This is a genomic window from Bradyrhizobium sp. CCH5-F6, assembly GCF_001556045.1.
GTDB lineage: Bacteria > Pseudomonadota > Alphaproteobacteria > Rhizobiales > Xanthobacteraceae > Bradyrhizobium.
This window is the reverse complement of the sequence record NZ_LSIC01000012.1, coordinates 231,787-255,230: the sequence shown is the minus strand read 5'-3', so window position 1 is coordinate 255,230 and position 23,444 is coordinate 231,787. Positions and strand designations below refer to the sequence as shown.

The 23,444-nt window shown below is 64.9% G+C and carries 20 protein-coding genes; 11 read left to right on the top strand and 9 right to left on the bottom strand.

Translation table 11 applies throughout. The features are described 5' to 3' along the window. The first annotated feature begins 52 nt into the window (after positions 1–52). The 3 genes from AX729_RS01990 to ppc all read left to right on the top strand — a co-directional run bounded on the left by AX729_RS01990 (position 53) and on the right by ppc (position 6,349). The gene (locus tag AX729_RS01990; RefSeq protein WP_061020215.1) at positions 53–1,492 is read left to right on the top strand and encodes a DUF1254 domain-containing protein; all 1,440 of its coding nucleotides are present in this window, start codon (positions 53–55) and stop codon (positions 1,490–1,492) included. Between the two features lie 195 nt (positions 1,493–1,687). Further along, positions 1,688–2,695: a SphA family protein gene (locus AX729_RS01985; RefSeq protein ID WP_245325014.1), complete on the top strand. Its 1,008-nt coding sequence runs from the start codon at positions 1,688–1,690 to the stop codon at positions 2,693–2,695. 855 nt (positions 2,696–3,550) lie between these two features. Further along, a complete protein-coding gene (gene ppc, locus AX729_RS01980; protein ID WP_061020213.1) occupies positions 3,551–6,349 on the top strand; it encodes a phosphoenolpyruvate carboxylase in 2,799 nt (932 codons plus the stop codon). Between the two features lie 70 nt (positions 6,350–6,419). Here ppc and AX729_RS01975 read toward each other — a convergent pair whose 3' ends face one another. The 3 genes from AX729_RS01975 to AX729_RS01965 form a co-directional block, all read right to left on the bottom strand. Beyond that, positions 6,420–7,334, bottom strand: coding sequence for an SDR family NAD(P)-dependent oxidoreductase (locus AX729_RS01975; protein ID WP_061020296.1), 915 nt, complete (start codon positions 7,332–7,334; stop codon positions 6,420–6,422). 138 nt (positions 7,335–7,472) lie between these two features. Further along, a complete protein-coding gene (locus AX729_RS01970; RefSeq protein ID WP_061020212.1) occupies positions 7,473–8,612 on the bottom strand; it encodes a thiolase C-terminal domain-containing protein in 1,140 nt (379 codons plus the stop codon). Positions 8,613–8,615: 3 nt separating this feature from the next. After that, positions 8,616–9,029, bottom strand: coding sequence for a Zn-ribbon domain-containing OB-fold protein (locus tag AX729_RS01965; RefSeq protein WP_061020211.1), 414 nt, complete (start codon positions 9,027–9,029; stop codon positions 8,616–8,618). Positions 9,030–9,207: 178 nt separating this feature from the next. On the opposite strand from AX729_RS01965, the gene AX729_RS01960 reads away from it, so the two are divergent. From AX729_RS01960 to AX729_RS01940, 5 genes are all read left to right on the top strand, one after another. Then, entirely contained in the window at positions 9,208–10,557 is a 1,350-nt protein-coding gene (locus tag AX729_RS01960) for an amidase (RefSeq protein WP_061020210.1), read from the top strand. Beyond that, a complete protein-coding gene (locus tag AX729_RS01955) occupies positions 10,550–11,236 on the top strand; it encodes a DUF2848 domain-containing protein (RefSeq protein ID WP_061020209.1) in 687 nt (228 codons plus the stop codon). The genes AX729_RS01960 and AX729_RS01955 overlap by 8 nt, the downstream gene beginning before the upstream one ends. A 280-nt stretch (positions 11,237–11,516) precedes the next feature. Then, positions 11,517–12,263, top strand: coding sequence for a 2OG-Fe(II) oxygenase (locus tag AX729_RS01950; RefSeq protein WP_061020208.1), 747 nt, complete (start codon positions 11,517–11,519; stop codon positions 12,261–12,263). A gap of 9 nt (positions 12,264–12,272) precedes the next feature. Then, positions 12,273–12,926, top strand: a complete 654-nt coding sequence (gene alkB / locus AX729_RS01945; protein ID WP_061020207.1) for a DNA oxidative demethylase AlkB — start codon at positions 12,273–12,275, stop codon at positions 12,924–12,926. A gap of 74 nt (positions 12,927–13,000) precedes the next feature. Then, the gene (locus AX729_RS01940; RefSeq protein WP_061020206.1) at positions 13,001–14,245 is read left to right on the top strand and encodes an MFS transporter; all 1,245 of its coding nucleotides are present in this window, start codon (positions 13,001–13,003) and stop codon (positions 14,243–14,245) included. Here the strand turns inward: AX729_RS01940 and AX729_RS01935 are convergent. From AX729_RS01935 to hpaH, 6 genes are all read right to left on the bottom strand, one after another. After that, complete coding sequence (locus tag AX729_RS01935; protein WP_061020205.1) at positions 14,223–15,851, bottom strand: thiamine pyrophosphate-dependent enzyme; 1,629 nt, start codon at positions 15,849–15,851, stop codon at positions 14,223–14,225. The two genes, AX729_RS01940 and AX729_RS01935, sit on opposite strands and share 23 nt — an antisense overlap. A 22-nt stretch (positions 15,852–15,873) precedes the next feature. Continuing rightward, positions 15,874–16,743, bottom strand: a complete 870-nt coding sequence (locus AX729_RS01930; protein ID WP_061020204.1) for a fumarylacetoacetate hydrolase family protein — start codon at positions 16,741–16,743, stop codon at positions 15,874–15,876. Beyond that, a complete protein-coding gene (gene hpaD / locus AX729_RS01925; protein ID WP_061020203.1) occupies positions 16,743–17,726 on the bottom strand; it encodes a 3,4-dihydroxyphenylacetate 2,3-dioxygenase in 984 nt (327 codons plus the stop codon). Before hpaD ends, AX729_RS01930 begins: the two co-directional genes overlap by 1 nt. Before the next feature lie 112 nt (positions 17,727–17,838). Further along, positions 17,839–19,377, bottom strand: coding sequence for a 5-carboxymethyl-2-hydroxymuconate semialdehyde dehydrogenase (gene hpaE / locus AX729_RS01920; RefSeq protein ID WP_061020202.1), 1,539 nt, complete (start codon positions 19,375–19,377; stop codon positions 17,839–17,841). Then, entirely contained in the window at positions 19,370–19,768 is a 399-nt protein-coding gene (locus tag AX729_RS01915) for a 5-carboxymethyl-2-hydroxymuconate Delta-isomerase (protein WP_061020201.1), read from the bottom strand. The genes hpaE and AX729_RS01915 overlap by 8 nt, the downstream gene beginning before the upstream one ends. A 29-nt stretch (positions 19,769–19,797) precedes the next feature. Further along, complete coding sequence (gene hpaH, locus AX729_RS01910) at positions 19,798–20,604, bottom strand: 2-oxo-hept-4-ene-1,7-dioate hydratase (RefSeq protein ID WP_061020200.1); 807 nt, start codon at positions 20,602–20,604, stop codon at positions 19,798–19,800. Between the two features lie 111 nt (positions 20,605–20,715). On the opposite strand from hpaH, the gene hpaR reads away from it, so the two are divergent. The 3 genes from hpaR to AX729_RS01895 all read left to right on the top strand — a co-directional run bounded on the left by hpaR (position 20,716) and on the right by AX729_RS01895 (position 23,389). Next, on the top strand, positions 20,716–21,246 hold the full coding sequence (gene hpaR / locus AX729_RS01905; RefSeq protein WP_061020199.1) for a homoprotocatechuate degradation operon regulator HpaR: 531 nt from the start codon (positions 20,716–20,718) through the stop codon (positions 21,244–21,246). A gap of 117 nt (positions 21,247–21,363) precedes the next feature. Next, positions 21,364–22,449, top strand: coding sequence for a malate/lactate/ureidoglycolate dehydrogenase (locus tag AX729_RS01900; protein ID WP_061020198.1), 1,086 nt, complete (start codon positions 21,364–21,366; stop codon positions 22,447–22,449). A gap of 163 nt (positions 22,450–22,612) precedes the next feature. Continuing rightward, a complete protein-coding gene (locus tag AX729_RS01895) occupies positions 22,613–23,389 on the top strand; it encodes an HpcH/HpaI aldolase family protein (RefSeq protein WP_061020197.1) in 777 nt (258 codons plus the stop codon). Positions 23,390–23,444 lie beyond the last annotated feature (55 nt).

Sequence of the window (23,444 nt, the reverse complement as noted above, 5' to 3'; positions counted from 1 at the left end):
TGGCGCTGGCGTCCGCCGAACAAAAGAACAACGGTGAAAAGGAGAGCATCCCATGTTGACGAAACGCGATCTGCTTCGCTCCGCTGCGGCAACTGCGATCGCCGTCACAACGGCGAAGTCCACCCCGGCAATCGCGCAGAACAAAGCCGATTGGCCCAGGCTGTTAGAGGCCAAGGACTTCGCCGAGGCAGGTTTCATCTATGGCCTGCCAATCGTGATGAACTATGCAATCATGTACGAGTACGCCGTCGACCGCAATTCGGGGCAATTCAAGGCGCCGTTCAACCAGCTCAAGAACGAGCCGAATGTCTACACCTACAAGGATACGGCGATCGTCACGCCCAATAGCGACACGCCCTATTCCTTCGTGTGGCTGGATTTGCGGACGGAGCCGGTGGTGCTCTCGGTGCCCGCGATGGACCCGAAGCGCTACTACTCGGTCATGCTCTGCGACGGCAATACCTACAATTACGGCTACATCGGCAGCCGAGCAACTGGGAGCGAAGCCGGCGACTACATGGTGGTCGGGCCCGGCTGGAAAGGGGACACCCCGGCGGGCATCAAGCGGGTGTTTCGTTCGAGCACACAGTTTTCCCTCGCCGGCTATCGCACCCAGCTTTTCGGCCCGGATGATCTCGACAACGTCAAGAAGGTGCAATCCGGCTACAAGGCGCAGATGCTCTCGGCTTATCTGAAACAGACGCCGCCGCCAGCCGCGCCGACCATCGACTTCCCCAAGATCGACAAGGAACTCGTGAAGACCAACTTCTTCGATTACCTCGACTTCGCGCTTCAATTCGCGCCGGAACAGGATAACGAGAAGGAGATACGCTCCAAGCTGGCACGCATCGGGGTCGGGCCGGGCAAGACCCTCAACTTCAAGGACCTGCCATTGGAGCATAAGCTGGAGCTTGGCCTCGGCATGAAGGAAGGCCAGCGGAAGGTGGACGAGGCCGTCGCAAATGCCGGCAAGGCGATCAATGGCTGGCGGATTAGCGGTCTTCCAGGCGATAGCGCCCACTACAATGGCGACTGGTTGAAGCGAGCCGTCGCCGCTCAGGCCGGCATTTACGGCAATGACGCGGCGGAAGCGACCTATCCATTCACGCGCGTCGACAGTGACGGCCAGACGCTCGACGGCAGCAAGCACAATTACACACTGACCTTCCCGGCGGGACAACTGCCACCGGTGAACTCCTTCTGGTCGGTGACGATGTACGACGGCAAGAGCCAGCTCCTGGTCAAGAACCCGATCAATCGCTACCTCATCAACTCGCCGATGTTGTCCGGCATGAAGAAGAATGAGGATGGCTCGCTCACCCTCTACATCCAGAAGGACAGCCCCGGCGCGGACAAGGAAGCAAATTGGCTGCCTGCGCCCAATGACACGATCTATCTTGTTATGCGCTTGTACTGGCCGAGAAGCGAAGCACCTTCGATCCTGCCGGCCGGCGAAGGGAGCTGGCAGCCGCCTGGCATCAAGCGGGTTTGATAGACGTCCGAATGCAGATCGATTCGGCAACTGGTCTGGATCAGATCGTATGCGGCACCTTACACCGACGGCGACTATCCGATGCAGTTCAGCGACGGCCATTTTGGGTTCAGACGATTACTGCTGGGGCAGAAAATGACACCATCCAAACAAGCATCTCGGGTTTGGTTCATTCGCTCAAGTCTTAGCGCAGCCATGGTGCTGCTCGGCTGCGTGGCCGAGCCGGCATGCGCTGACGAGGGCGGTGTTTCGTACTGGCTTCCCGGCCGGTTTAGCAGCCTCGCGGCGGTCCCGGGGGTGCCGGGCTGGTCGATGGCGGCGGTGTACTATCACACGACCGTATCCGCATCCGGGGCCACAGCCGCGGCGAAGGAAATCCAGATCGGCAGGTTTCCCGCGACGGTGAACAGCAGCCTCAATCTGCATCTCAATGCCCAGGGCGATCTCGTTCTGCTCAACCCCACCTACACCTTCGCAACGCCGGTGCTGGGCGGACAATTGGCCATTGGCGTAACCGGCCTGTTCGGGCGGTCGAGCGCCGACCTGAGCGGGACGCTGACCACGGCACTCGGACCGCTTGTGATGACGCGCAACGGCACCATCGCCGACGCCATCACATCGGTCGGCGACCTCTATCCGCAGGCGACATTGAAGTGGAATGCCGGCGTCCATAATTTCATGACCTATGTGACCGGGGACATTCCGGTCGGCGCCTATTCGCCAACCCGGCTCGCCAACCTAGGTATCGGCCATGCTGCCATCGATGGCGGCGGCGGCTACACCTACTTCAATCCGCAGACCGGTCACGAATTTTCGGCTGTTGCGGGATTCACCTACAATTTCAAGAACCAAGACACGCAGTATCAGAATGGCGTCGACTTCCATGTCGACTGGGGTGCCTCCCAGTTTCTCTCTAAACAGCTTTTTGTCGGCCTGGTGGGGTACGGCTATCAGCAGATCACCGACGACTTTGGACAACATCCGATCCTCGGTGGTTTCCGGTCACGCGTCGTCGGCGTAGGTCCGCAGGTCGGATACTTGTTTCCGGTTGAAGGCATGCAAGGTTATCTCAATCTGAAAGCATATGGCGAATTCGCGGCGGAGAACCGGCCGGCAGGATGGAATGCGTGGTTGACGTTCTCGATCTCGCCGACGGCTCCTGCCGGCACTGTGGCGCCGACCCGACGGATGGTGACGAAATAGGCCCTGGTCGCACACAATTCCTCGCGTTGCCTGACAGGCAAAACACGCCACATGCAGGTCAAGAGACGGGGCACGCAATATTCTGATTGACCGAATTTTTATCTTCGGTTAAACCGCATCCATCCCGGCCCGCCGAAAGGGGCGTTTCGCGATCGTCACGATACGCAGGCCGGGATGCGATGGACGCGGTAGCGCCGGCGCGTGAGGTGAGGGCAGGGCGGGCGATCCCGTGAGTCCTTGCGATCCGCGGGATCGACACGGCGCGGTCACAGCGTCTCGTTTCGGCTTCGGGGGCGAGCACGCGCGAGCCTCCGGATGTTTGGGACGGGACGTCCGCGGACGGCAAAAGCGTGTGGTCCTGACGCCCGGGGTCTGTGCGTCAAGGCTTGCGGTGGTGAAGCGGCCCGACCGGGCGCGCGCATCGATCAGCCGCAAGGCGACGGGGGCAATAGTGCATCGCTCCCCGGGGAGAGCGCGCCATAAGCCGTAACACCGTTGCGCAGGGAAGGCCGGGCGACCGGCATCACCTGTGGTCACCCCGCGTGCGTATTCCGCGTGCGGACCCTGGGTGCCAGCCGGCGCCCCGGCCTTCCCTGCGCCCTTTCTTCCTGATGAGGGCGAAAACGGACAGCAAAGCTCGGGCGAAACCGGCCGCGAGACTGCGAAGGCGTGTTTACTGATAAGGCTGACTGTTCTCGCGCCCTGGACGCAGCGCGCTGCGTCTTCGCGGCACGTCCGGGACGCGAACGGCGGCGACAGTGTGCGCCGCCACCAAGTTCACCTTGCACTGCGGTAGAAAAATATCGCACACTCGTCCAGACCGCGCCGCCAAGGGCGCGAGCAGGGGAGCGAGCCATGTCCCTCCAGACCGTACCATCCGACAGCACAGAGCATCGCCCCAACCGCCCGGAGGATGTCCAGGCGCTGGAGGCCGACACGCGGCTGCGGGACGATATCCGCCTGCTCGGGCGCATCCTCGGCGACACTGTGCGCGACCAGGAGGGTGCCGACGTGTTCGACCTGGTCGAGCGCATCCGCCAGACCTCGATCCGGTTCCACCGCGACGAGGACCGGCTCGCCCGGCGCGAGCTCGAGGAAATCCTCGACGGCATGTCGACCTCCGAGACGGTGCGGATCGTCCGCGCCTTCAGCTATTTTTCGCACCTCGCCAACATCGCCGAGGACCAGAACAACATCCGCCAGATGCGCGCGCGCGGCGCTGCCAAGAACGGCGGCTCCGGCGTGCTGGCGGAGACGCTGGCGCACGCCAAGGCGGCGGGCATCGGTGCCGACCAGCTCCGCAACTTCTTCAAGACCGCGCTGGTCAGTCCGGTGCTGACCGCGCACCCGACCGAGGTCCGCCGCAAGAGCACCATGGACCGCGAGATGGAGATCGCAGCCCTGCTCGACCGCCGCGAGCGCGTCGCGCTGACCGCTGAGGAGTCGGCGGCGAGCGACGAGCAGCTTCGCCGCGAGGTGCTGACGCTGTGGCAGACCAACCTCTTGCGCCGGACCAAGCTCACCGTGCTCGACGAGGTCGCCAACGGCCTGTCGTTCTACGACTACACCTTCCTGCACGAGGTGCCGCGGCTGATCAACGCGCTGGAGGACCGGCTGGAGGAGGGCAGCGAAGGGGCCGCCGGTGAGCTCGCCTCGTTCCTGCGCATGGGCAGCTGGATCGGCGGCGACCGCGACGGCAATCCCTTCGTCACCGCCGACGTGATGCGCGGCACGCTGCGGCTGCAGTCGAGCCGGGTGATGCAATTCTACCTGAACGAGCTGCACGTGCTCGGCTCGGAATTGTCGATCGCGGCCCATCTCGCCGACGTCTCCGAGGAGCTGCGCAACCTGGCGGAGCGCTCGCCGGATACCTCGCCGCACCGGAGCGGCGAGCCTTATCGCCTCGCGGTGTCCGGCATCTATGCCCGGCTCACCGCAACGGCCGAAATGCTCGAGGTCGAGATCACACGCCGGCCGGTCGGCAAAGCGGCGCCCTACGCCAGCGTCAAGGAGCTGCAGGCCGATCTCGACGTGCTGCACCGCTCGCTGATCTCCAACAACGCCCGCGTCATCGCCCGCGGCCGGTTGCGGCTGCTGAGGCGCGCGGTGGACTGCTTCGGCTTCCACCTGGCGCGGCTCGACATTCGCCAGAACTCGGCCGTGCACGAGCGCACGATCGCCGAGCTGATGGACGCGGCGAACCCCGGCATGTCGTATCTCGCGCTCGGCGAGGATGCGCGCATCTCGCTGCTCACCAACGAATTGCGCTCGACGCGCGCGCTGGTGTCGCCCTTCGTCAAATACAGCGACGAGACCATGGGCGAGCTCAACGTCTTCCATGCCGCCGCGGAAGCGCATGCCAAGTTCGGCTCGGACGCCATTCCCCAATGCATCATCTCGATGTGCAAGGGCATGTCCGACATGCTCGAGGTCGCGGTGCTCTTGAAGGAGGTGGGCCTCGTCCATCCTTCCGGACGCAGCGCCGTCAACATCGTCCCGCTGTTCGAGACCATCGAGGATCTGCAGGCGTCCAGCGGCATCATGGACCGCATGCTGTCGCTGCACGATTACCGCCGTCTCGTCGACAGCCGCGGCAGCGTGCAGGAGGTCATGCTCGGCTATTCCGACTCGAACAAGGACGGCGGCTTCGTCACCTCGGGCTGGGAGCTCTACAAGGCCGAGATCGGCCTCGTCGAGGTGTTCGAGCGCCATCACGTGCGGCTGCGCCTGTTCCACGGCCGCGGCGGCTCGGTCGGCCGCGGCGGCGGTCCGAGCTACGACGCCATCATCGCCCAGCCCGGCGGCGCGGTGAACGGGCAGATCCGCATCACCGAGCAGGGCGAGATCATCTCGTCGAAATATTCCAACGCCGAGGTCGGCCGCTCCAATCTGGAGATTCTCGCCGCCGCGACGCTCGAAGCCAGCCTGCTGCATCCGCGCCAGAGCGCGCCGCGCCGCGAATATCTCACCACGATGGACGAGCTCTCGAACCTCGCCTTCAAGGCTTACCGCGGCCTCGTCTACGAGACCGACGGCTTCGTCGATTATTTCTGGTCATCGACGGTCATCAACGAGATCGCGACGCTCAACATCGGCAGCCGTCCGGCCTCGCGCAAGAAGACGCGGGCGATCGAGGATCTGCGCGCGATTCCCTGGGTGTTCTCCTGGGCACAGTGCCGCCTGATGCTGCCGGGCTGGTACGGCTTCGGCAGCGCGGTCGAGCAATGGATCGCCGAGCATCCCGACAAGGGCATGCCGTTCCTCAAAGAGCTCTACAGGGAATGGCCGTTCTTCCGCATGCTGCTGTCGAACATGGACATGGTGCTGGCGAAAAGCTCGATCGCGATCGCCTCGCGATATGCCGAGCTCGTGCCCGACGAAGCCCTGCGCGAGAAGATCTTCGGCCGCATCCGCCGCGAATGGCATTCCTGCATCGAGACGTTGCTCGACATCATGGGCCAGGACCGGCTGCTTCAGAGCAACCCGCTGCTGGAGCGCTCCGTGCGCCACCGCTTTCCCTATCTCGACCCGCTCAACCACGTGCAGGTCGAACTGCTCAAGGAGCACCGCGCGCAGAACCCGGACGAGCAGGTGCTGCGCGGGATTCAGCTCACCATCAACGGCATCTCGGCGGGCTTGCGGAATACGGGGTAGGTTCGAATAGCGAGTAGCGAATAGAACCCTATTCGCCATTCGCTACTCGCCATTCGCTATTCGCGCAATCTCACACCGGATCCCAGGTGAAAATGTCGGCCGAACGATCCAGATTGTAGAACGACCCCTTCAGCGCCGGCATGCCATGTTCGGCGATCGATTGCGGCGTCCAGCCTTCGCTGCGCTGCACCGAGCGGATCGGGCGGTTCTGGCTGAACAGGAAGATCTCGTTCATGCGCACGCCGAAGATCTGGCCGGTGACGTCCTTGGCGGAATCGCCGAGCAGATAGCCGCAGAGCGGCGCGATCTTCTCCGGGCCCATCTGCTTGATCTTCTCGACGCGCGCCTTCTCGGCGTCGGTCTCGGTTGGGATGGTGCCGATCATGCGGGTCCAGGCGAACGGCGAGACGCAGTTGGAACGGACGTTGAAGCGGCCCATGTCGAGCGCGATGGATTTGGAGAGCCCGACGATGCCGAGCTTCGCGGCGGCGTAGTTGGCCTGGCCGAAATTGCCGATCAGGCCCGAGGTCGAGGTGAAATGCACGAAGGAGCCCGACTCCTGCTCGCGGAAGATGCGGGCCGCGGCGTGGCTGACGTAGAACGAGCCCATCAGATGCACCTTGATGACGGCCTCGAACGCCTCCACGCTCATCTTGTGGAAGATCATGTCGCGCAGGATGCCGGCATTGTTGACGACGCCGTCGAGCCGGCCGAAATGATCGGTCGCGGTCTTCACGATCTTGCTGGCGGGGATCGCTTCGGCCACCGACTCGAAATTGGCGACCGCCGTGCCGCCGCGCTTCTTGATCTCCTCGACCACCTCCTCGGCGGGCGCAGCGTTCGAGCCGGCGCCGTCGGCTGCCGCGCCGGGGTCGTTGACGACGACCTTGGCGCCTTCGGCTGCGCAAAGCAGCGCGATCTCCCGCCCGATGCCGCGGCCTGCGCCGGTGACGATGATGACCTTGTCTTGCAGTGATTTGCTCATGTGGGTTCTCCGATGTTGTCTCTGCAGCCGCGCCTCACCCAGCTCGTCATGCGCGGGCTTGACCCGCGCATCCATCTTCAGAAGAGGATGGATGGCCGGGTCAAGCCCGGCCATGACGACATGTGGTGTGCGCGCCGCTTACCTCTCGTTCGTAAACACGATCGTGCCACTCGCCGCGAACATGCCGCCGACGCCGTGGCACACCGAAATCTTCGCGTTCGGCACCTGCGCCGGTGCTATCCCCCGCATCTGTCGCACGCTCTCCTGGAGCGCGTACATGCCGTACATGCCCGAATGCATGTAGCTCAATCCGCCGCCATTGGTGTTGAGCGGGAGCTTGCCGCCCGGCCGCGTATTGCCGTCCGCGATGAACTTGCCGGTCTCCTCATAGGGCATGAAGCCGAGATCGCCGAGCCCGAACAGCGGCAGATGCGCGAAGGCATCGTAGATCATGAGATGATCGACGTCCTTGTGCGCGATGCCGGCTTCCCTGAAAGCCAGCGGCCCGGCCGTCTTGAACGCGCGCGAAGAGTTGAAAGTCTCCATCTGGCTGACCATCGGCGTCTCCACGCTCTCGCCGGTGCCCATGATGTAGACGGGCTTGCGCGGAAAGTCCCTGGCGCGGTCGGCCGAGGTCAGGATCAGCGCGCCGCCGCCGTCGGTGACCAGGCAGCACTGCAGCAGGCGGAACGGATAGGCGATCATGCGCGAGTTGAGCACGTCGGCGACCGTGATCGGGTCCTTCATCATCGCGCGCGGATTCTTCGCCGCCCATTCCCGCTGAACCACGGCCACCGAAGCAAGCTGCTCGTGGGTGATGCCCCAGGTCTTCATGAAACGCAGCACGGGGATCGGAAACATGCTGGGTGGACCGTAGACGCCATAGGGCGCCTCGAACTGGCCGTTGAGGCTGTCGGGCGGCGTCGAGCGCGGCAATTTGCCGATCATCGACTTGCCGCTCTCGGCATGGGTAATCAGCACGGTCTTGCACAGGCCGGCCTCGATCGCCGCGGCGGCGTGGCGGACGTGCAGCATGAAGGAGCAGCCGCCGACCGAGGTGCCGTCCACCCAGGTCGGCTTGATGCCGAGATAGTGGCAGACCTGCTGCGGCGTCTCGACCGCCGTGGCGAATCCGTCGATGTCGGACAGCTTCAGTCCGGCATCGGCGATGGCATTGAGCGCAGCATCCGCGTGCAGCTGGAGCTGCGACATGTTGGGGATGACGCCGAGCTCGGTGGTCTCGGCCGCGCCGACGACGGCAACCTGGTTCTTGCGCATGGCTTACCCCTTCGCCGGACGGAAGACGGGGAGGGTGATCTTGTCGTCGAGCTCCTGGAAGGCGACCTCGAGCTTCATGTCGAGCTCGAGCGCCTCCGGCGTCTGCGGGCAGTCGATGATGTTGCTCATCATCCGCGGGCCCTCGTCGAGCTCGACCACGGCGATGGCGTAAGGCGGCGTGAAGCCCGGCGCGGCGGGTCGGTGGTTGATCACGTAGCTGTAGAGGAAACCCTTGCCGCTCGCCTTGAAGACCGAGACCTTGCGCGAGGCGCAGGAGGGGCAGAACGGGCGCGGCGGGAAATAGACATGCGCGCAGGCGTCGCAGCGTTGCAGGCGTAATTCGCCCGCTTTCGTGCCGTCCCAGAAATGCTGGGTCTCCGGGGTTGGTTTCGGTCGCGCGCGCTGCGGTTCGGCCATCTCGGAAAGCCCTCCCAAACGGCAGGCTTCGCGCCCACCTGCTTCAATCTTGATGCGACAATCGACCATGGTGCGTCAACGGTCCAGCAATACGCATGCATGCCATCATGCGTACAATGCTTGTGTCGAACTGAGCCAGCGCTATAGATTGCGCGCGCAAATATTCCGTGAGACAGACATGCCCGATTTTCCGACGCTGGCGAAGCTCGCCGAAGACCTCGAAAGCGGCCGCACGACCGCCCGCAAGCTGGTCGAGGCGTGCATCGCCAGGATCGCCGATCCCGCCGGCGAAGGCCAGCGCGCCTTCATCCATGTTGACAAGGACGCTGCGCTGGCGGCGGCCGATGCGATGGACGGCTTGCGCAAGGCCAAGGCGGCGCCGTCGCGCTTTGCCGGCATCCCGATCTCGATCAAGGACCTCTTCGACATCAAGGGCCAGGTGACGCGCGCCGGCTCGCGCGCGCTCGACGATTCGCCGCCGGCCGAGCAGGATGCCGCAACGGTGGCGCGGCTGCGCAGGGCCGGCTTCGTCGTGATCGGCCGCACCAACATGACCGAGTTCGCCTATTCCGGCATCGGCATCAATCCGCATTACGGCACGCCGAAGGGCGTCTGGAACCGGGCCGAGGGTCATGTGCCCGGCGGCTCGTCCTCGGGCGCGGCGGTTTCGGTGCTGGACGGCATGGCGCACGGCGCGCTAGGCACCGACACCGGCGGTTCCTGCCGGATTCCGGCTGCCTTCAACGGCATCGTCGGCTACAAGCCGACGCAGAGCCGTGTGCCGCTCGACGGCTCCGTGCCGCTCTCGTTCTCGCTCGACAGCATCGGCCCGCTGGCGCGATCGGTCAGCTGCTGTGCCATACTCGACGCCGTGCTCGCGAACGAGCCGATCGTCGCATTGAAGCCGCGGCCGATCCAGGGCATGCGGCTGGCGGTGCCGACCACGATCGCGCTGGACGATCTCGACGCAGCCGTCTCTGAGACCTTCGAGCGTGCGTTGAAGACACTCGCCGGTCACGGCGCCATCATCGAGCGGATCGAGATGGCGGATTTTCACGATATCGGCCCGATGAATGCCAAGGGCGGCTTTGCCGCCTCGGAAAGCTATGCCTGGCATCGCCATCTCATCGTCGCAAAGGGCGACGTCTACGACCCCCGAGTGTCCGTGCGCATCATGCGCGGTGAAGCACAGAGCGCGGCCGATTACATCGACCTTCTCAACGAGCGCCGCTCGCTGATCGCCCGCGTCAACGCGCGGATTGCGCCCTATGATGCGCTGGTGCTGCCGACCACGCCGAATACGCCGCCGAAGATCGCCGATCTCGCCGATGACCAGGCCTTCACCCGCGAGAACATCCGCGCCCTGCGCAATTGCAGCCTGATCAACCTGATCGACGGCTGCGCCATCTCGTTGCCTGCGCACCGCGAGGGCGACATTCCCGTTGGCCTGATGCTGGCAGGCGCCGGCGGATCAGACCGACGCATCTTTGAACTTGCTGCCGGCATGGAGGCCGTCATTCGTGTTTGATCTCACTTTCACCGTCGATGCCCAGGACACCACCACGCCGCTGACGCTGGCGATCGACCAGATGGTCATCGCCGGCTGGACCGGCCGCGATCCCGTCGCCCGCGACAAGCACATCGCTGAGCTCGAGGCGGTCGGCATCGCCCGTCCGGCCTCGACGCCGATCTATTACCGCGCTTCGGCGCGGCGCCTCACCCAGGAAGACCGCATCGAATGCACCGGCGGCGATTCCAGTGGCGAGGTCGAGTTCGTGCTGATCGGCTGGCAGGGCCGCATCTTTGTCGGCTGCGGCTCCGACCACACCGACCGCAAGGTCGAGGCTTACAGCGTCACGGTGTCCAAGCAGATGTGCGACAAGCCCATCGCCTCGACGCTGTGGGAGCTCGAAGACGTGATCGGGCATTGGGACAAGATGATCCTGCGCTCCTATGCCACCATCAAGGGCGAGCGCGTGCTCTACCAGGAAGGCACGTTGGATGCGATGCTGCCGGTCACCGAGCTCATCGCGCGCGGCTTTCCGGGCGGAAAGTTCCCCGACGGCTGCGCCATGTTCGGCGGCACCTTCGCCGCCAAGGGCGGCATCCGCCCCGCCGACCGCTTCGATTTCGAGCTGGAGGATCCCGTGCTGAAGCGCAAGATCAAGCACGGCTACGACGTGGTGACGCTGCCGGTACTGGGCTGAGGCCTCTCCTCCGTCATTGCGAGCGCAGCGAAGCAATCCAGAATCTGTCCGCGGAACCAGTCTGGATTGCTTCGTCGCAAGAGCTCCTCGCAATGACGGGGAGAGAGTCGGAAATCGGGTGGTTATGGCCATCAGGACTTGCCACACCCTCTCCGTCATGCCGGGGCGCGCCTCTTGGCGCGAGCCCGGAATCCATCGTGCCGCATCGTCGGTGGATGAATGGATTCCGGGTTCGCGACTTTGTCGCGCCCCGGAATGACGGAGAGATAGGATGATCGCTATGGCTATCGCCAAACGTGTTGCCGCACCTGACTCTGGAACTGACCTCGCCACGCGCGTCGACGCCCTCGATTGGCCTAAAATCACAAGCGAGCTCAACTCCCAGGGTTGCGCCGTCCTGAAGAACCTCCTCACGCCCGATCAATGCCGCGCCATCGCCGCGCTCTATCCCGCTGACACGCACTTTCGCAGCCGCATCGTCATGGGCCGCCACGGTTTTGGCCGCGGCGAGTACAAATACTTCTCCTATCCGCTGCCCGAGCTGATCGCGCAGCTCCGCCCCGCCCTCTATGTGCATCTGCAGGCCGTCGCCAATCGCTGGAACGAGGCGATGGGGATCGACATCCGCTATCCGACAATGCATGCGGCGTTCCTCGAACGCTGCCATGATGCCGGACAGGCGCGGCCGACACCGCTGCTCCTGCAATACGAGGCCGGCGACTACAATTGCCTGCACCAGGACCTCTACGGCGAGCACGTGTTCCCGCTCCAGGTCGCCATCCTGCTGTCAGAGCCCGGGCGCGATTTCACCGGAGGCGAGTTCGTACTGACCGAGCAGCGCCCGCGGATGCAGTCCCGCGCCGAGGTCGTGCCGCTTGCGCAGGGCGATGCGGTCGCCTTCGCTGTGCATCACCGCCCGGTGCAGGGGACACGCGGCACCTACCGCGTTAATCTGCGCCATGGTGTCAGCCGGATCAGGTCCGGCCAGCGCCACACGCTGGGCGTGATCTTTCACGATGCCAAATGAGCGCTGCGATTGACGGGTGATCTGTTCGACAGCGTCGCCGAGGCGCAGCCGTCGCGCGAGCAGATCGCCGACGGCGCCGTGCTGCTGCGTGGCTTCGCCAAGCCGATCGAGACCGAGCTGATCGAAGCGGTGCGCGCCGTCGTGGCGCAATCTCCGTTCCGGCGCATGACCACGCCCGGCGGCTACCAGATGTCGGTGGCGATGACCAATTGCGGCGAGCGCGGCTGGATCACCGATCACACCGGCTATCGCTACGATCCCGTCGATCCGCGCACCGGCGCGCCATGGCCGGCGATGCCGCCTGTCTTCCGGGATCTCGCGCGCCGCGCTGCGGAGCAGGGCGGTTTCGCCGGCTTCGCGCCTGACGCCTGCCTCGTCAACCGATACGAGCCCGGCACCCGATTGTCGCTGCACCAGGACAAGGACGAGCTGGACTATTCGGCGCCGATCGTCTCGGTCTCGCTGGGCCTGCCCGCGACCTTCCTGTTCGGCGGCCTGGCGCGCAGCGACAAGCCGCGCCGCTTCCGGCTCGTCCATGGCGACGTCGTGGTCTGGGGCGGGGCTAGCAGGCTCGCCTATCACGGCGTGGCGCCGCTCGCCGATGGCGAGCATCCGCTGCTCGGACGGCGGCGCATCAACCTGACCTTCCGCAAGGTGATCTGAGTCACTCCCAATTGGCATCGCCGTCGTCTAAGCTGCTGCGAGGGGGCGGCGACGCCTCTGCGAGGGGCGGCGACATGACTACTGCACAGGTCTCGACTGGCGCGAGCACGAGCGCATCGCGCACGGGGCTCTATCTGGCCGTGCTGCAACTCATGTTCACGCTGGGCTGGACGACCTATGTCGTCTATCTGCCGAAGCTCGCAGCGGATGTCGGCCTTGCGCCGGCGGCCGTGATCCTCATCCTGATGCTGGATCAGGCGATCTTCACCATCGCCGATACCGCGATGGGGATCGCGGCCGACAAGCTCGGACCCGTCGTCGGGCGGCTCGGCCTGTTCGTCGGCGTGCTGGCGGCGATCTCCTGCGCGGCCTTCGTCGCGCTGCCTTTCGTGGCCGGCATCGGCGCGGGCGCACAGGTCTGGTTCATCGTGCTGATCGTGGTCTGGTCAATCGCGTCGTCGGCCCTGCGTGCGCCGCCGCTGACCCTGCTCGGCAAATACCGCGCCAAGCCGCAGGTGCCGTTCCTCGCGGCATTGGCCATGCTGGGCTATGGCGTCGCCGGCGCCGTCTCGCCTTACCTCGGCGTGGTGCTGCGTGAGCACGATGCGCGGCTGCCATTCGTGATATCGAGCGCGGTGCTGCTGCTGACGGCGCTGGGGCTGTCACGGATCGAGTACGATGTGGCGCGCGACACCGCGCGGCCGGCGCCGGCCGAGGCGGCCAAGCCGCTTGGCCTCGTCCCGATCGCCTTCATCGTTGCGATGGTGGCGCTGGCGCTCGGCTATCAGCTGCACTTCGCCATGAACAGCGCGCCGTTCTATCTGCGCTTTGTCAAGCCGGATGAGCTGCAATGGCTGATGCCGGTGTTCTGGATCGGATTCAACATCGCGATGTTTCCGGCAAGCCTCGTCGTCAAGCATCGCGGCGGCCTGATCGTGATGGGCGCGGCCGGCCTGTTCGGATCGGTGGCGATTGCCGCCGCCGAATTTGCCGGCGGCCTCAATACGCTGATCGTGGCCCAGTTCCTCGCCGGCGCCGCGTGGGGCTGCATGCTGATGAGCGCGGTCTCCGCCGCGCTCGCGATCGGCTCGACTGGGGCGGAGGGGAAGGTCACTGGCCTCGTCTTCTCCGCGCTGGCTCTCGGCACCTTCGCGCGGATGGCGGCGGTCGCCGGCGGCCTGCAAAGAATCCCGGACTACGCGCCGCTGCTGCACTGGGCGCCGATCGCCTGCTGGTCGGTCGCAGGCGCCGGCTTGCTGGTGATCGCGGCCGCCCGGCTCCAGGGTGGCGCTCAGCTCAAGGCTTCGGCGGGTGGATGAAGGCCCAGGGGCTCACTTCCGAATCCCTGGTCACCTCGACCGAGATCAGATACGGCCCGCCATGGGCCAGCGCCTTCTCCAGCACGGCCTTGAACTGATCCGGCGCGGTGACGCGCGCGGCCGCAACGCCGAAGGATTCCGCCAGCTTGACGAAATCCGGATTGACGAGATCGGACGCCACCACGCGGCCATCGAAGCGCTCGCGCTGGTCGCGGCGGACATTGCCGTAGGCGTTGTTGTTGAACACCAGCGTCACCACGCCGATGTTGAACTGCACGGCGGTGGAAAGCTCCTGCACCCCGAACATGAAGCCGCCGTCGCCGGTGATCGCCACCACCGGCTTGTCGGGATTGGCGACTTTCGCGCCGAGCGCGGTCGGAAAGCCCGAGCCGAGCGTGCCCTGGTAGCCCGACGTGATGAAGGTGCGCGGCTGGTACACCGGGAAGCCGTACCAGGACGCGAAGCCGACCTGGGACAGTTCATCGGTGACGATCGCGTTCGCCGGCAGCACCTCGCGCAGGATGTTGAGATAGGCCATCTGCGGCTGGATGCGCTGGATCTCGGTTTGCGCGGTTGCGGTCGCCTCGCGGATCGCCTCCCGCCGGCCACGGGTGCGCGCATAGCCGGCTTTCTTCACGGCCGCGACGAGATCGGCCGTGCCGGCCTTGGCATCGGTGACGATAGCGGTATCGGAGATGATCCTGCGCATCTCGACCGGGTCGATGTCGATCCGAATGGATTTCAGTCCACTCGGTTGATAAGGCCAGCGAAATCCCGAGGCCGGCAGCTCCGCCCGAGTGCCGATTGCGATCATCAAATCGGTTGTCGGCCACAGTTTGTAGGCCGCCGCCATGGTGAGACCGAGCTCATGCGCGTTCGAGACGATGCCGCGGCCGCTGCGGAACGCGACCACGGGCGCATCGATCATCTCGGCGAGTTCGAGGATCTCCTCGCCCGCCTCGATCGCGCCGCTACCGACGAAGATCATCGGTGCCTTGCTGGTCTTGATGAGAGCGGCTGCCTGCGTGACCAGGTCGGGATCGGGCCGCGGCGCGGGCAGCGGCTCCAGCACTTGAGCAGCCGCCGTGTCCGCGCGCTGGGTGAAGACGTCCCAGGGCATCTCGACGGAGGCAGGGCCGCGCCGTCCCGACATCATCTCCTGGAACGCACGCGCCACGACCGTGGGCGCGTTGCCGGGATATTCGATGCGGTCCGCCCATTTCACGTAGGTGCGCAAGGTGGCGAGCTGATCCGGCATCTCGTGCAGATGGCCGCGGCCCTTGCCGAGGAACTGCGTCGGCACTTGGCCAGTGACGCACAGCACCGGCTCGTTGCAGCCGAACGCAGTGAGAAGTGCCGCGCTGGCATTGAGCACGCCCGGGCCGGGCACGACGCTGAACACGCCGGGCCTGCCGCTGGAGCGCGCATAGCCGAACGCCATGTAGCCGCAGGCCTGCTCGTGCCGTGCGCCGATCACCTTGAGCTGCGCCTGGTGGAAGGCGTCGAACAGGCCGTAGACCTGCGCGCCGGGCAGGCCGAACACGGTGTCGACGCCATGGGCGACCAGGCCGCTTACGATCGCTTCGCCGCCGGTGAGGGTGGTCATCGCATGATTCCATTCATTCGTTTCACGCTTCGTCGACGACGCCGTTTCGCAAAGTGCCGATGCCCTCGGCCGCGACCTCGACGACATCGCCCGGCTTCAGATAGCGGGGCGGGTCAAACCGCGCACCGGCGCCGGTCGGCGTGCCCGTGACGATGATGTCGCCGGGGACGAGCGTTGCGAAGGTCGAGATATAGCTGATGAGGTAGCGGAACGGAAACATCAGGCGGCTGGTACGATCGTCCTGCCTGAGTTCGCCGTTGACATGCGTGGTGAGGCGAATGTCCGCGATCTGCGATTCCGATGTGTAGGGCACGAGCCACGGCCCAAGGCTGCCGCTTGAATCGAAATTCTTGCCCTGGGTGACGTTGAACTTGGCGTGCCGCAGCCAGTCGCGCACCGAGCCCTCGTTACAGAGCGTCAGCGCGGCGATGTGATCGAGCGCGGCGCTTTCCGGAATGTGCCGGCCTTGCTTGCCGATCACCAGCACGATCTCGCCTTCATAGTCGAGCTGCGCGGACGCACGCGGGCGCACCAGCGGCGTGTCGTGCCCGACGAAGGAGCGCGGCGAGCGCATGAACATGCTCGGGTACTTCGGCGCGTCCTGGCCGTCCTTGTACTCGGCGTTGCGGTCGGGATAGTTGACGCCGATGCAGATGATTTTCTCCGGCGCGGGCACCGGCGGCAGCCAGGTGATCTCGCTGAGCGCGTGATCGGGTGCGCGGCCGGCAGCCTCTTCGGCGAGGTTCGTCAGCCTGCCTGCTGCGATCACCTCGCGCAGCGTCGGATAGTCCTTGCCGTAACGTACGGATAGATCGACGAGGCCGCCGTCCACGACGGCGCCGTAGCGGGTTGCCCCCTTGACGGAATAGGTCGCGAGACGAGGGCGGGTCATCAATCCGCCACCAGCACGTCGGCCACGAATTTCGGCTCGCGCACGGCCTGGTCCGCGAACGGCGAGCCCTGCTCGAACCAGGAGCGCGGCGCGGGTGCGCCCCACAGCGTCTGGCGGCGGGGATCGCGCAACGACCAGCGCAGCGGCTCGTGGTCGTGATCCCCGGTGAAGTAGTCGCTGGTGTAGAGCTCGAGGCGGTGTCCGTCGGGGTCGCGCACGTAGAGGAAGAACGCGTTCGAGATGCCGTGGCGTCCCGGTCCACGCTCGATGTTCTTCACGAAACCTTGGGAAGCCATGACGTCGCAGAGATGGATGATGTTCATCGCCGTCGGCGTCCAGTAGGCGAAGTGATGCAGGCGAGGGCCCTTGCCGTTGGTGATGGCGAAATCGTGGACGTTGCCCTTGCGATGCATCCAGGCGGCGGCGATGCGGCCGTTCGGCCCGTCCTCCTCGGCGTATTCGGTGAGGCGGAAGCCGAGCCGGGCGTAGAATTCCATCGTGTCCTGCACCTCGGCGGCGAAGACGTTGAAATGATCGAGCCGCTGCGGATGGCAGCCTCGGTAGAGGTCGTAGCGGCGCAGCAGATGCGGCCGCCGGTCCATCGACGCGTAGAGCTCGATCTGGAAGCCGAAGGGATCGGTGAATTGCAATGTGCGGCCCTGGAAGGGCTGGTGGACGAAGGCGTAGGCCAAGCCGTTCTCGGAGAGAAAGGCGGCTGCCTTGTCGAGATCCTTGTCGTTGCCGACCTTGAAGCCCAGCCGCGCGCAGGCCGGCGCTGCCGCCTTGCGCAGGACGAGCGAGTGATGCTGGTGCTCCTCGGCCGCGCGCAGGTAAACGACATTGTCGTCGGCATCCTCGACATGCAGACCGACCATGGTCTCGTAGAACTCGCGGCTCAGCTTCAGGTCGGTGACGTCGAGCACGACGTGGCTGGAGCGGATGATGTTGAACGGCGGCTCGAAGACGTGTTGCGGTACGGGCATTGGCGTTTCCCCTCGATCTGTCATTCCGGGGCGCGAAGCGAACCCGGAATCCATCGCGCAGCAGAGTTGGTGGATGAATGGATTCCGGGTTCGCTTCGCGCCCCGGAACGACTCAAATTCCCAGTTTCTGAATCTTGTGCGTGCCCCGCGCCAGCGAGACGTGCTTGGTTTCCATGTAGAAGTCGAACGAGTAGTCCCCGCCGTCGCGGCCGATGCCTGAGGCCTTCATGCCGCCGAACGGCGTCGGCAGATGGCGGACGTTCTCCGAGTTCAGCCAGATCATGCCGGCTTCCAGCGCATCGGCGACCCGCAGCGCGCGGCCCATGTCGTTGGTCCAGACATAGCCGGTGAGGCCGTAGCGAATGTCGTTGGCGATCTCGATCGCGTCTGCCTCGTCCCTGAAGGGCAGCACGGTGAGGAAGGGGCCGAACACCTCCTCCTGCGCCACGCGCATCTTGCTATGCGCGCCGGTCACCAAAGTCGGCTCGACATAATGTCCGCCGCCGGGGCCGTCATAGGCCTTGCCGCCGACCGCGATCGTTGCGCCGTCCTGACGCGCCACGTCGAAATAGGAGCAGACTTTTGCGAGGTGCCGCTCGTGGATCAGCGGTCCGATCTCGGTGGCGGGATCGAGTGGGTGGCCGACCTTCAACGCCTTCACGCGCGCGGTCAGCTTCTCCACGAATGTCTCAGCGATGCCCTGCTGGATCAGCAGGCGGCTGGAGGAAGTGCAGCGCTCGCCGTTGAGCGAGTAGATCATGAACACGACGGCATCGAGCGCGCGATCGAGATCGGCATCGTCGAACACGATGACGGGGTTCTTGCCGCCAAGCTCGAAATGCACGCGCTTGAGGGTGGGTGCTCCCTGCACCATGATCGCCGAGCCTGTCGCGCTCTCGCCGACGAAGCCGATCGCCTTGATGGCGGGATGCTCGGTCAGCGCCTTGCCGGCCTCTTCGCCGAAGCCGTGGACGGTGTTGAGCACGCCATCGGGCACGCCGGCTTCCTTCACGAGCTTCGACAGAATGGACGCCGTCACCGGCGACCATTCGGCGGGCTTGTGCACGACGGTGCAGCCGGCGGCGAGGGCCGGGGCGATCTTCCAGGTCGAGAGCATGAACGGCGTGTTCCACGGCGTGATCACGCCGACGGGGCCGATCGGCACGCGGGTGGAGACGTTCCAGTGCTCGTCGCTCGGCGTGTTGAGGCCGTCGCGCGCCTCCGCGCATTTGTCGGCAAAGAAGCGGAAATTCTCGGCGGCGCGGATCGCGGCCTTGGCCATGAAACGATAGGCCTGCCCGGTGTCGATGCATTCGAGCACGGCGATGTCTTCAGCATTGTCCTCGATCGCATCGGCGACCCGATGCAGCAGCTTGCGCCGCATCGCCGGTCCCATGTCGCGCCAGGACTTGAAGGCGAGCGCGGCCGCGGTTGCCGCCGCGTCGATGTCCTCGGCATTGCCGCGGGCGACGCTTGCCAGCGTCGCGCCATCGACAGGCGATTTCGTCTCGAACCTCTCGCCTGATATCGACGGCACGATCTTGCCGTCGATCATGTGATTGATGCCGTCCGCGCGCAGCGTCTTCAAGAGCGGCGCGACGCGGTCGCGATTGGCCTGGAACACATCGGCTTTCGGCGTGGGCTTATCCATGGGCGGCCTCCGCCTTCAGGGCGTCGTGGATGTTGTTGCGCTTCCAGCTGGTGTCCTTGTCGTTGATCTGCATGTCGAACGACAGGGCAAACTTGCTGGCGGCGAAGACGGGATCGAGATGTTTCGAGAGCACCTGGAAGACATGCTCGCCGGCCTTCTGGCGCGTTTCGAGATCGCGGCCCTCGCCGATGCGCAGCACCATGTCGAGAAAGCCGTAGTCCTGCCGCGCGTCCGCGATCGCATAGTGCTCGCACCTGACGGCGCGAACGCGGATGCCGCCGAGCGGGAAGATGCCGGTCTCGCTGGCTGCCTTGCGCACGACTTCGCACACCGCGCCGATGTCGAGACGGCCGTCGAGATTGGCCGAGTATTCGATCGTGAAATGCGGCATCGCCGTTTCACTCCCTGTTTCTTGCTGGCCTAAGCGAAGTAGCAACTCACCGAGCCGTAGGCGCCATAATCGGCCTGAATTGTGTCGCCCTTGCGGGTCTCGATCGGACGGATGAATGAGCCGGCGAGCACGACCTGGCCGGGCTCCAGCGCAAGGCCGAGCGGCGCGATCTTGTTGGCGAGCCAGGCCACGGCCGTGGCGGGATGATTGAGCACGCCGGCGGCAAGGCCCGTCTCTTCCAACTGGCCGTTCTTGAAGCAGAGCGCGCCGATCCAGCGCAGGTCCGCCTCCAGCGGACGGATCGGCCGTCCCCCGAGCACGATGCCGGCATTCGCCGCATTGTCGGCGATGGTGTCGAATATCTTTCGCGTCGCCTTGGTCTTGGGATCGACACGTTCGATGCGCGTGTCCAGGATTTCCAGGGCCGGCACCACGAAATCCGTGGCGTTCAGCACGTCGAACATCGTGCAGTCGGGGCCTTCAAGGCGCTTGCTCATGACGAAGGCGAGCTCGGCCTCGACGCGCGTCGCGATGAAGCGCTCGGTCGGAACGATCCCGCCATCGGCGAAGAACATGTCGTCGAGCAGCACGCCGGAATCGGGCTCGTCGATATTGAGCGCGCTCTGCATTGCCTTCGAGGTCAGGCCGATCTTGTGGCCCTTGACGATGCGCCCTTCGGCAATCTTGACCTCGACCCAGGCCTTCTGAATCGCGTACGCATCGGCGATGGTGATGTCAGGGAAATCCTGCGACAGCTGCCGGATCTGCGTGCGGGTCTTTTCCGCCTGGTGCAGACGCCTCGCGCAAGCTCGGATATCGTCGTTGGAAAGCGCCATTTTTGGTCTGACAGATCGCGGTGTCCGGAGATACTTAACATGTTAAGTGAATGCGTCAAACAGAATTCGGGCTTGCTGCACTGCAAACATTTTGCGGCTTGAAGGGGCGTCATGACGAAGAAACCCGCTGATCCCGCCAACGCAGGCGCGCCGGCCGCAGGACCTGCCGCGAGGCAGGTGCCGATGCGCGATTTCTCGCGCTCGCTGCCGATGTCGCTGCTGCGGGCGCGCGAAGCGGTGATGCGGCAGTTTCGTCCCTCGCTGCGCGAGCACGGCTTGACCGAGCAGCAATGGCGCATCCTGCGCGCGCTCGCTTCCATCGACGCGGTCGAGGTCACGGAACTCGCACGCACGGCGTTCCTGCTGGGCCCAAGCCTGTCGCGCATTCTGCGCGATCTGGAGGCGCGCAACCTGATCGAGCGCAAGACCGCCAAGGCGGATCAACGCCGTAGCATGGTCTCGATCTCGAAAGAGGGCGTGAAGCTGATGGCCTCCGTCGCGCCGACGTCCGAAGCGATCTACGCGGAGATCACGCGACAGTTTGGTGCACGCAAGCTTGCCGAACTACAGGAGATGCTCGGCGAGCTCGAGCGGAGTCTTGCGGGGCTCGGCGGCGGCGAGGAGGCAAGTGCCGAGGAGTGACGGCAGATATGCGCTCCCATGCGGCGACGGCCATGGACATCGTCGCGTTTTTTCGCTCAAGTGCCGCCCAAGCCGATCGCTGCAAAATCGGCGTCGTGGAGAGGCAAACAGGCCGTCATGGTCACCATTCAGGTCCAGAAGCTGATCGACTTCGTCACCGATGTGTTTGCGCATGCGCAGTCCTCGCCGGAGGAAGCCAGGCGCATCGCCACCTATCTGACCACGGCGAACCTGACCGGTCATGACAGCCACGGCGTGATCCGCGTTCCCGTCTATATCCGATGGCAGAAGACCGGATCGGTGGTCCCAAATCAGAACGCCGAAGTCGTGCTCGACACGCCCTCGCTCGCGGTGGTCGACGGCAAGTTCGGCTACGGCCAGACCGTGACGCCGCAGGCAGTCCGGATCGGCATCGAGAAATGCAGGAAGGCTGGGCTTGCCGCGGTCGCGCTGCGCAACGCCGGCCATATCGGCCGCGTCGGCGACTGGGCCGAGATGGCCGCGGCTGAAGGTCTCATCTCCATGCATTTCGTCAACGCTGCAGGCTCGCTGCTGGTCGCCCCGTTCGGCGGCGTCGAGAAGCGGCTGTCGACCGCGCCCTATTGCGTCGGCATCCCGCGTGAGGGGCAGGATCCGATCGTGCTGGATTTTGCGACCTCGGTCGTCGCCGAGGGCAAGGTGCTGGTCGCAAGCCGCGGCGGCAAGAAGCTGCCGAAGGGCGCGCTGGTGGATTCCGACGGGACCTTGAGCGAGGATCCGGCCGTGCTCTACGGTCCCTATACGCCGGACGGGCCGCGTGACCATACGAAGGGAACGGGTGCGATCCGCGCCTTCGGCGAGCACAAGGGATCTGGCCTGGCCTTCATGTGCGAGCTGCTGGGCGGGGCGCTGACCGGAACCGGCGCCACCTCGGGCGGGCGACGCTTTGCCAATGGCATGCTGGCGTTCTATGTCGATCCGAAGGTGGTCGACACCTCGAACATTTTCGACGCCGAAGTCTCGCGCTATGTCGATTTCATCCGCGCCACCAAGCCGATGGCCGGGGTCGATCAGGTGCTGATTCCGGGCGATCCGGAGCGAAAAACCCGCGCTGATCGGACCCAGAACGGCATCCCCTTGCCGGATGACACCTGGGCGGCAATAGTGAACACCGCGCGCGAAGTCGGCGTCAGCGAAGTCAGCATCCAGAGGGCGACGGCTTAGAGGAATTTCGTCATTGCGAGGTACGCCGGTGATGGAGCAATCCAGAGTGTCATCGCGAAGAGATTCTGGATTGTTTCGCGGAGCCTGTCATGGGGCCGCGCTTTGCGCGGACCCGGTGGGCTCGCAATGACAGTGAGTGAGATCAACAAAGAAGGAAGGCAACGTGGCGAACAAAGTCAAAGAGATCTGGAAGTCGGGCAAGGCCGTGGTCAACGCGTGGCTGGCGATACCCTCCGGCTTCTCGGCCGAGATGATCGCGCAATGCGGCTTTGACAGCGTCACGGTCGACATGCAGCACGGCGTGCAGGACTACCTGTCGATGGTGCAGTGCTTCCAGGCCATGGACAAGCACCCGATCACGCCGATGGTCCGCGTGCCCTGGAACGAGCCCGGCATCATCGGCAAGGTGCTCGACGGCGGCGCCTATGGCGTGATCTGCCCGATGGTCAACACGCCCCAGGAAGCCCGGAACCTGGTCTCGTATTCGAAGTACCCGCCCAAGGGCGTGCGCTCCAACGGCCCGATCCGCGCCGGCATGTACGGCACCGCCGGCTCCTACCAGAAGACGGCCAACGACGAGATCGTGCTGCTGCCGATGATGGAGACCCGGACCGCGGTCGAGAACATGGAAGCGATCCTCGACGTCGAAGGCATCGACGGCGTCTATATCGGCCCGTCCGATCTCGGCTTCTCCTACGGCCTCGAGCCCAAGCTTGACCGTAGCGAGCCGGAGATCCTCGCGATCTACGAGAAGATCATCAAGGAGTGCGGCAAGCGCGGCCTCAATCCCGGCATCCATTGCAGCGGCGCGGAGGGCGCGGCGCGTGCCATCAACATGGGCTTCAAGCTGGTGACTTTGTCGAACGAGGTCGGCCTGATGACGACCTACGCCAAGATGCAGGTGAACGCGACCCGCAAGGATTCAGGCGGCAAGGCCTGAGCTCTGGCGAATGGCGAATAGGGAGTGGCGAATGGCGCTGCTCCCTTTTCCATTC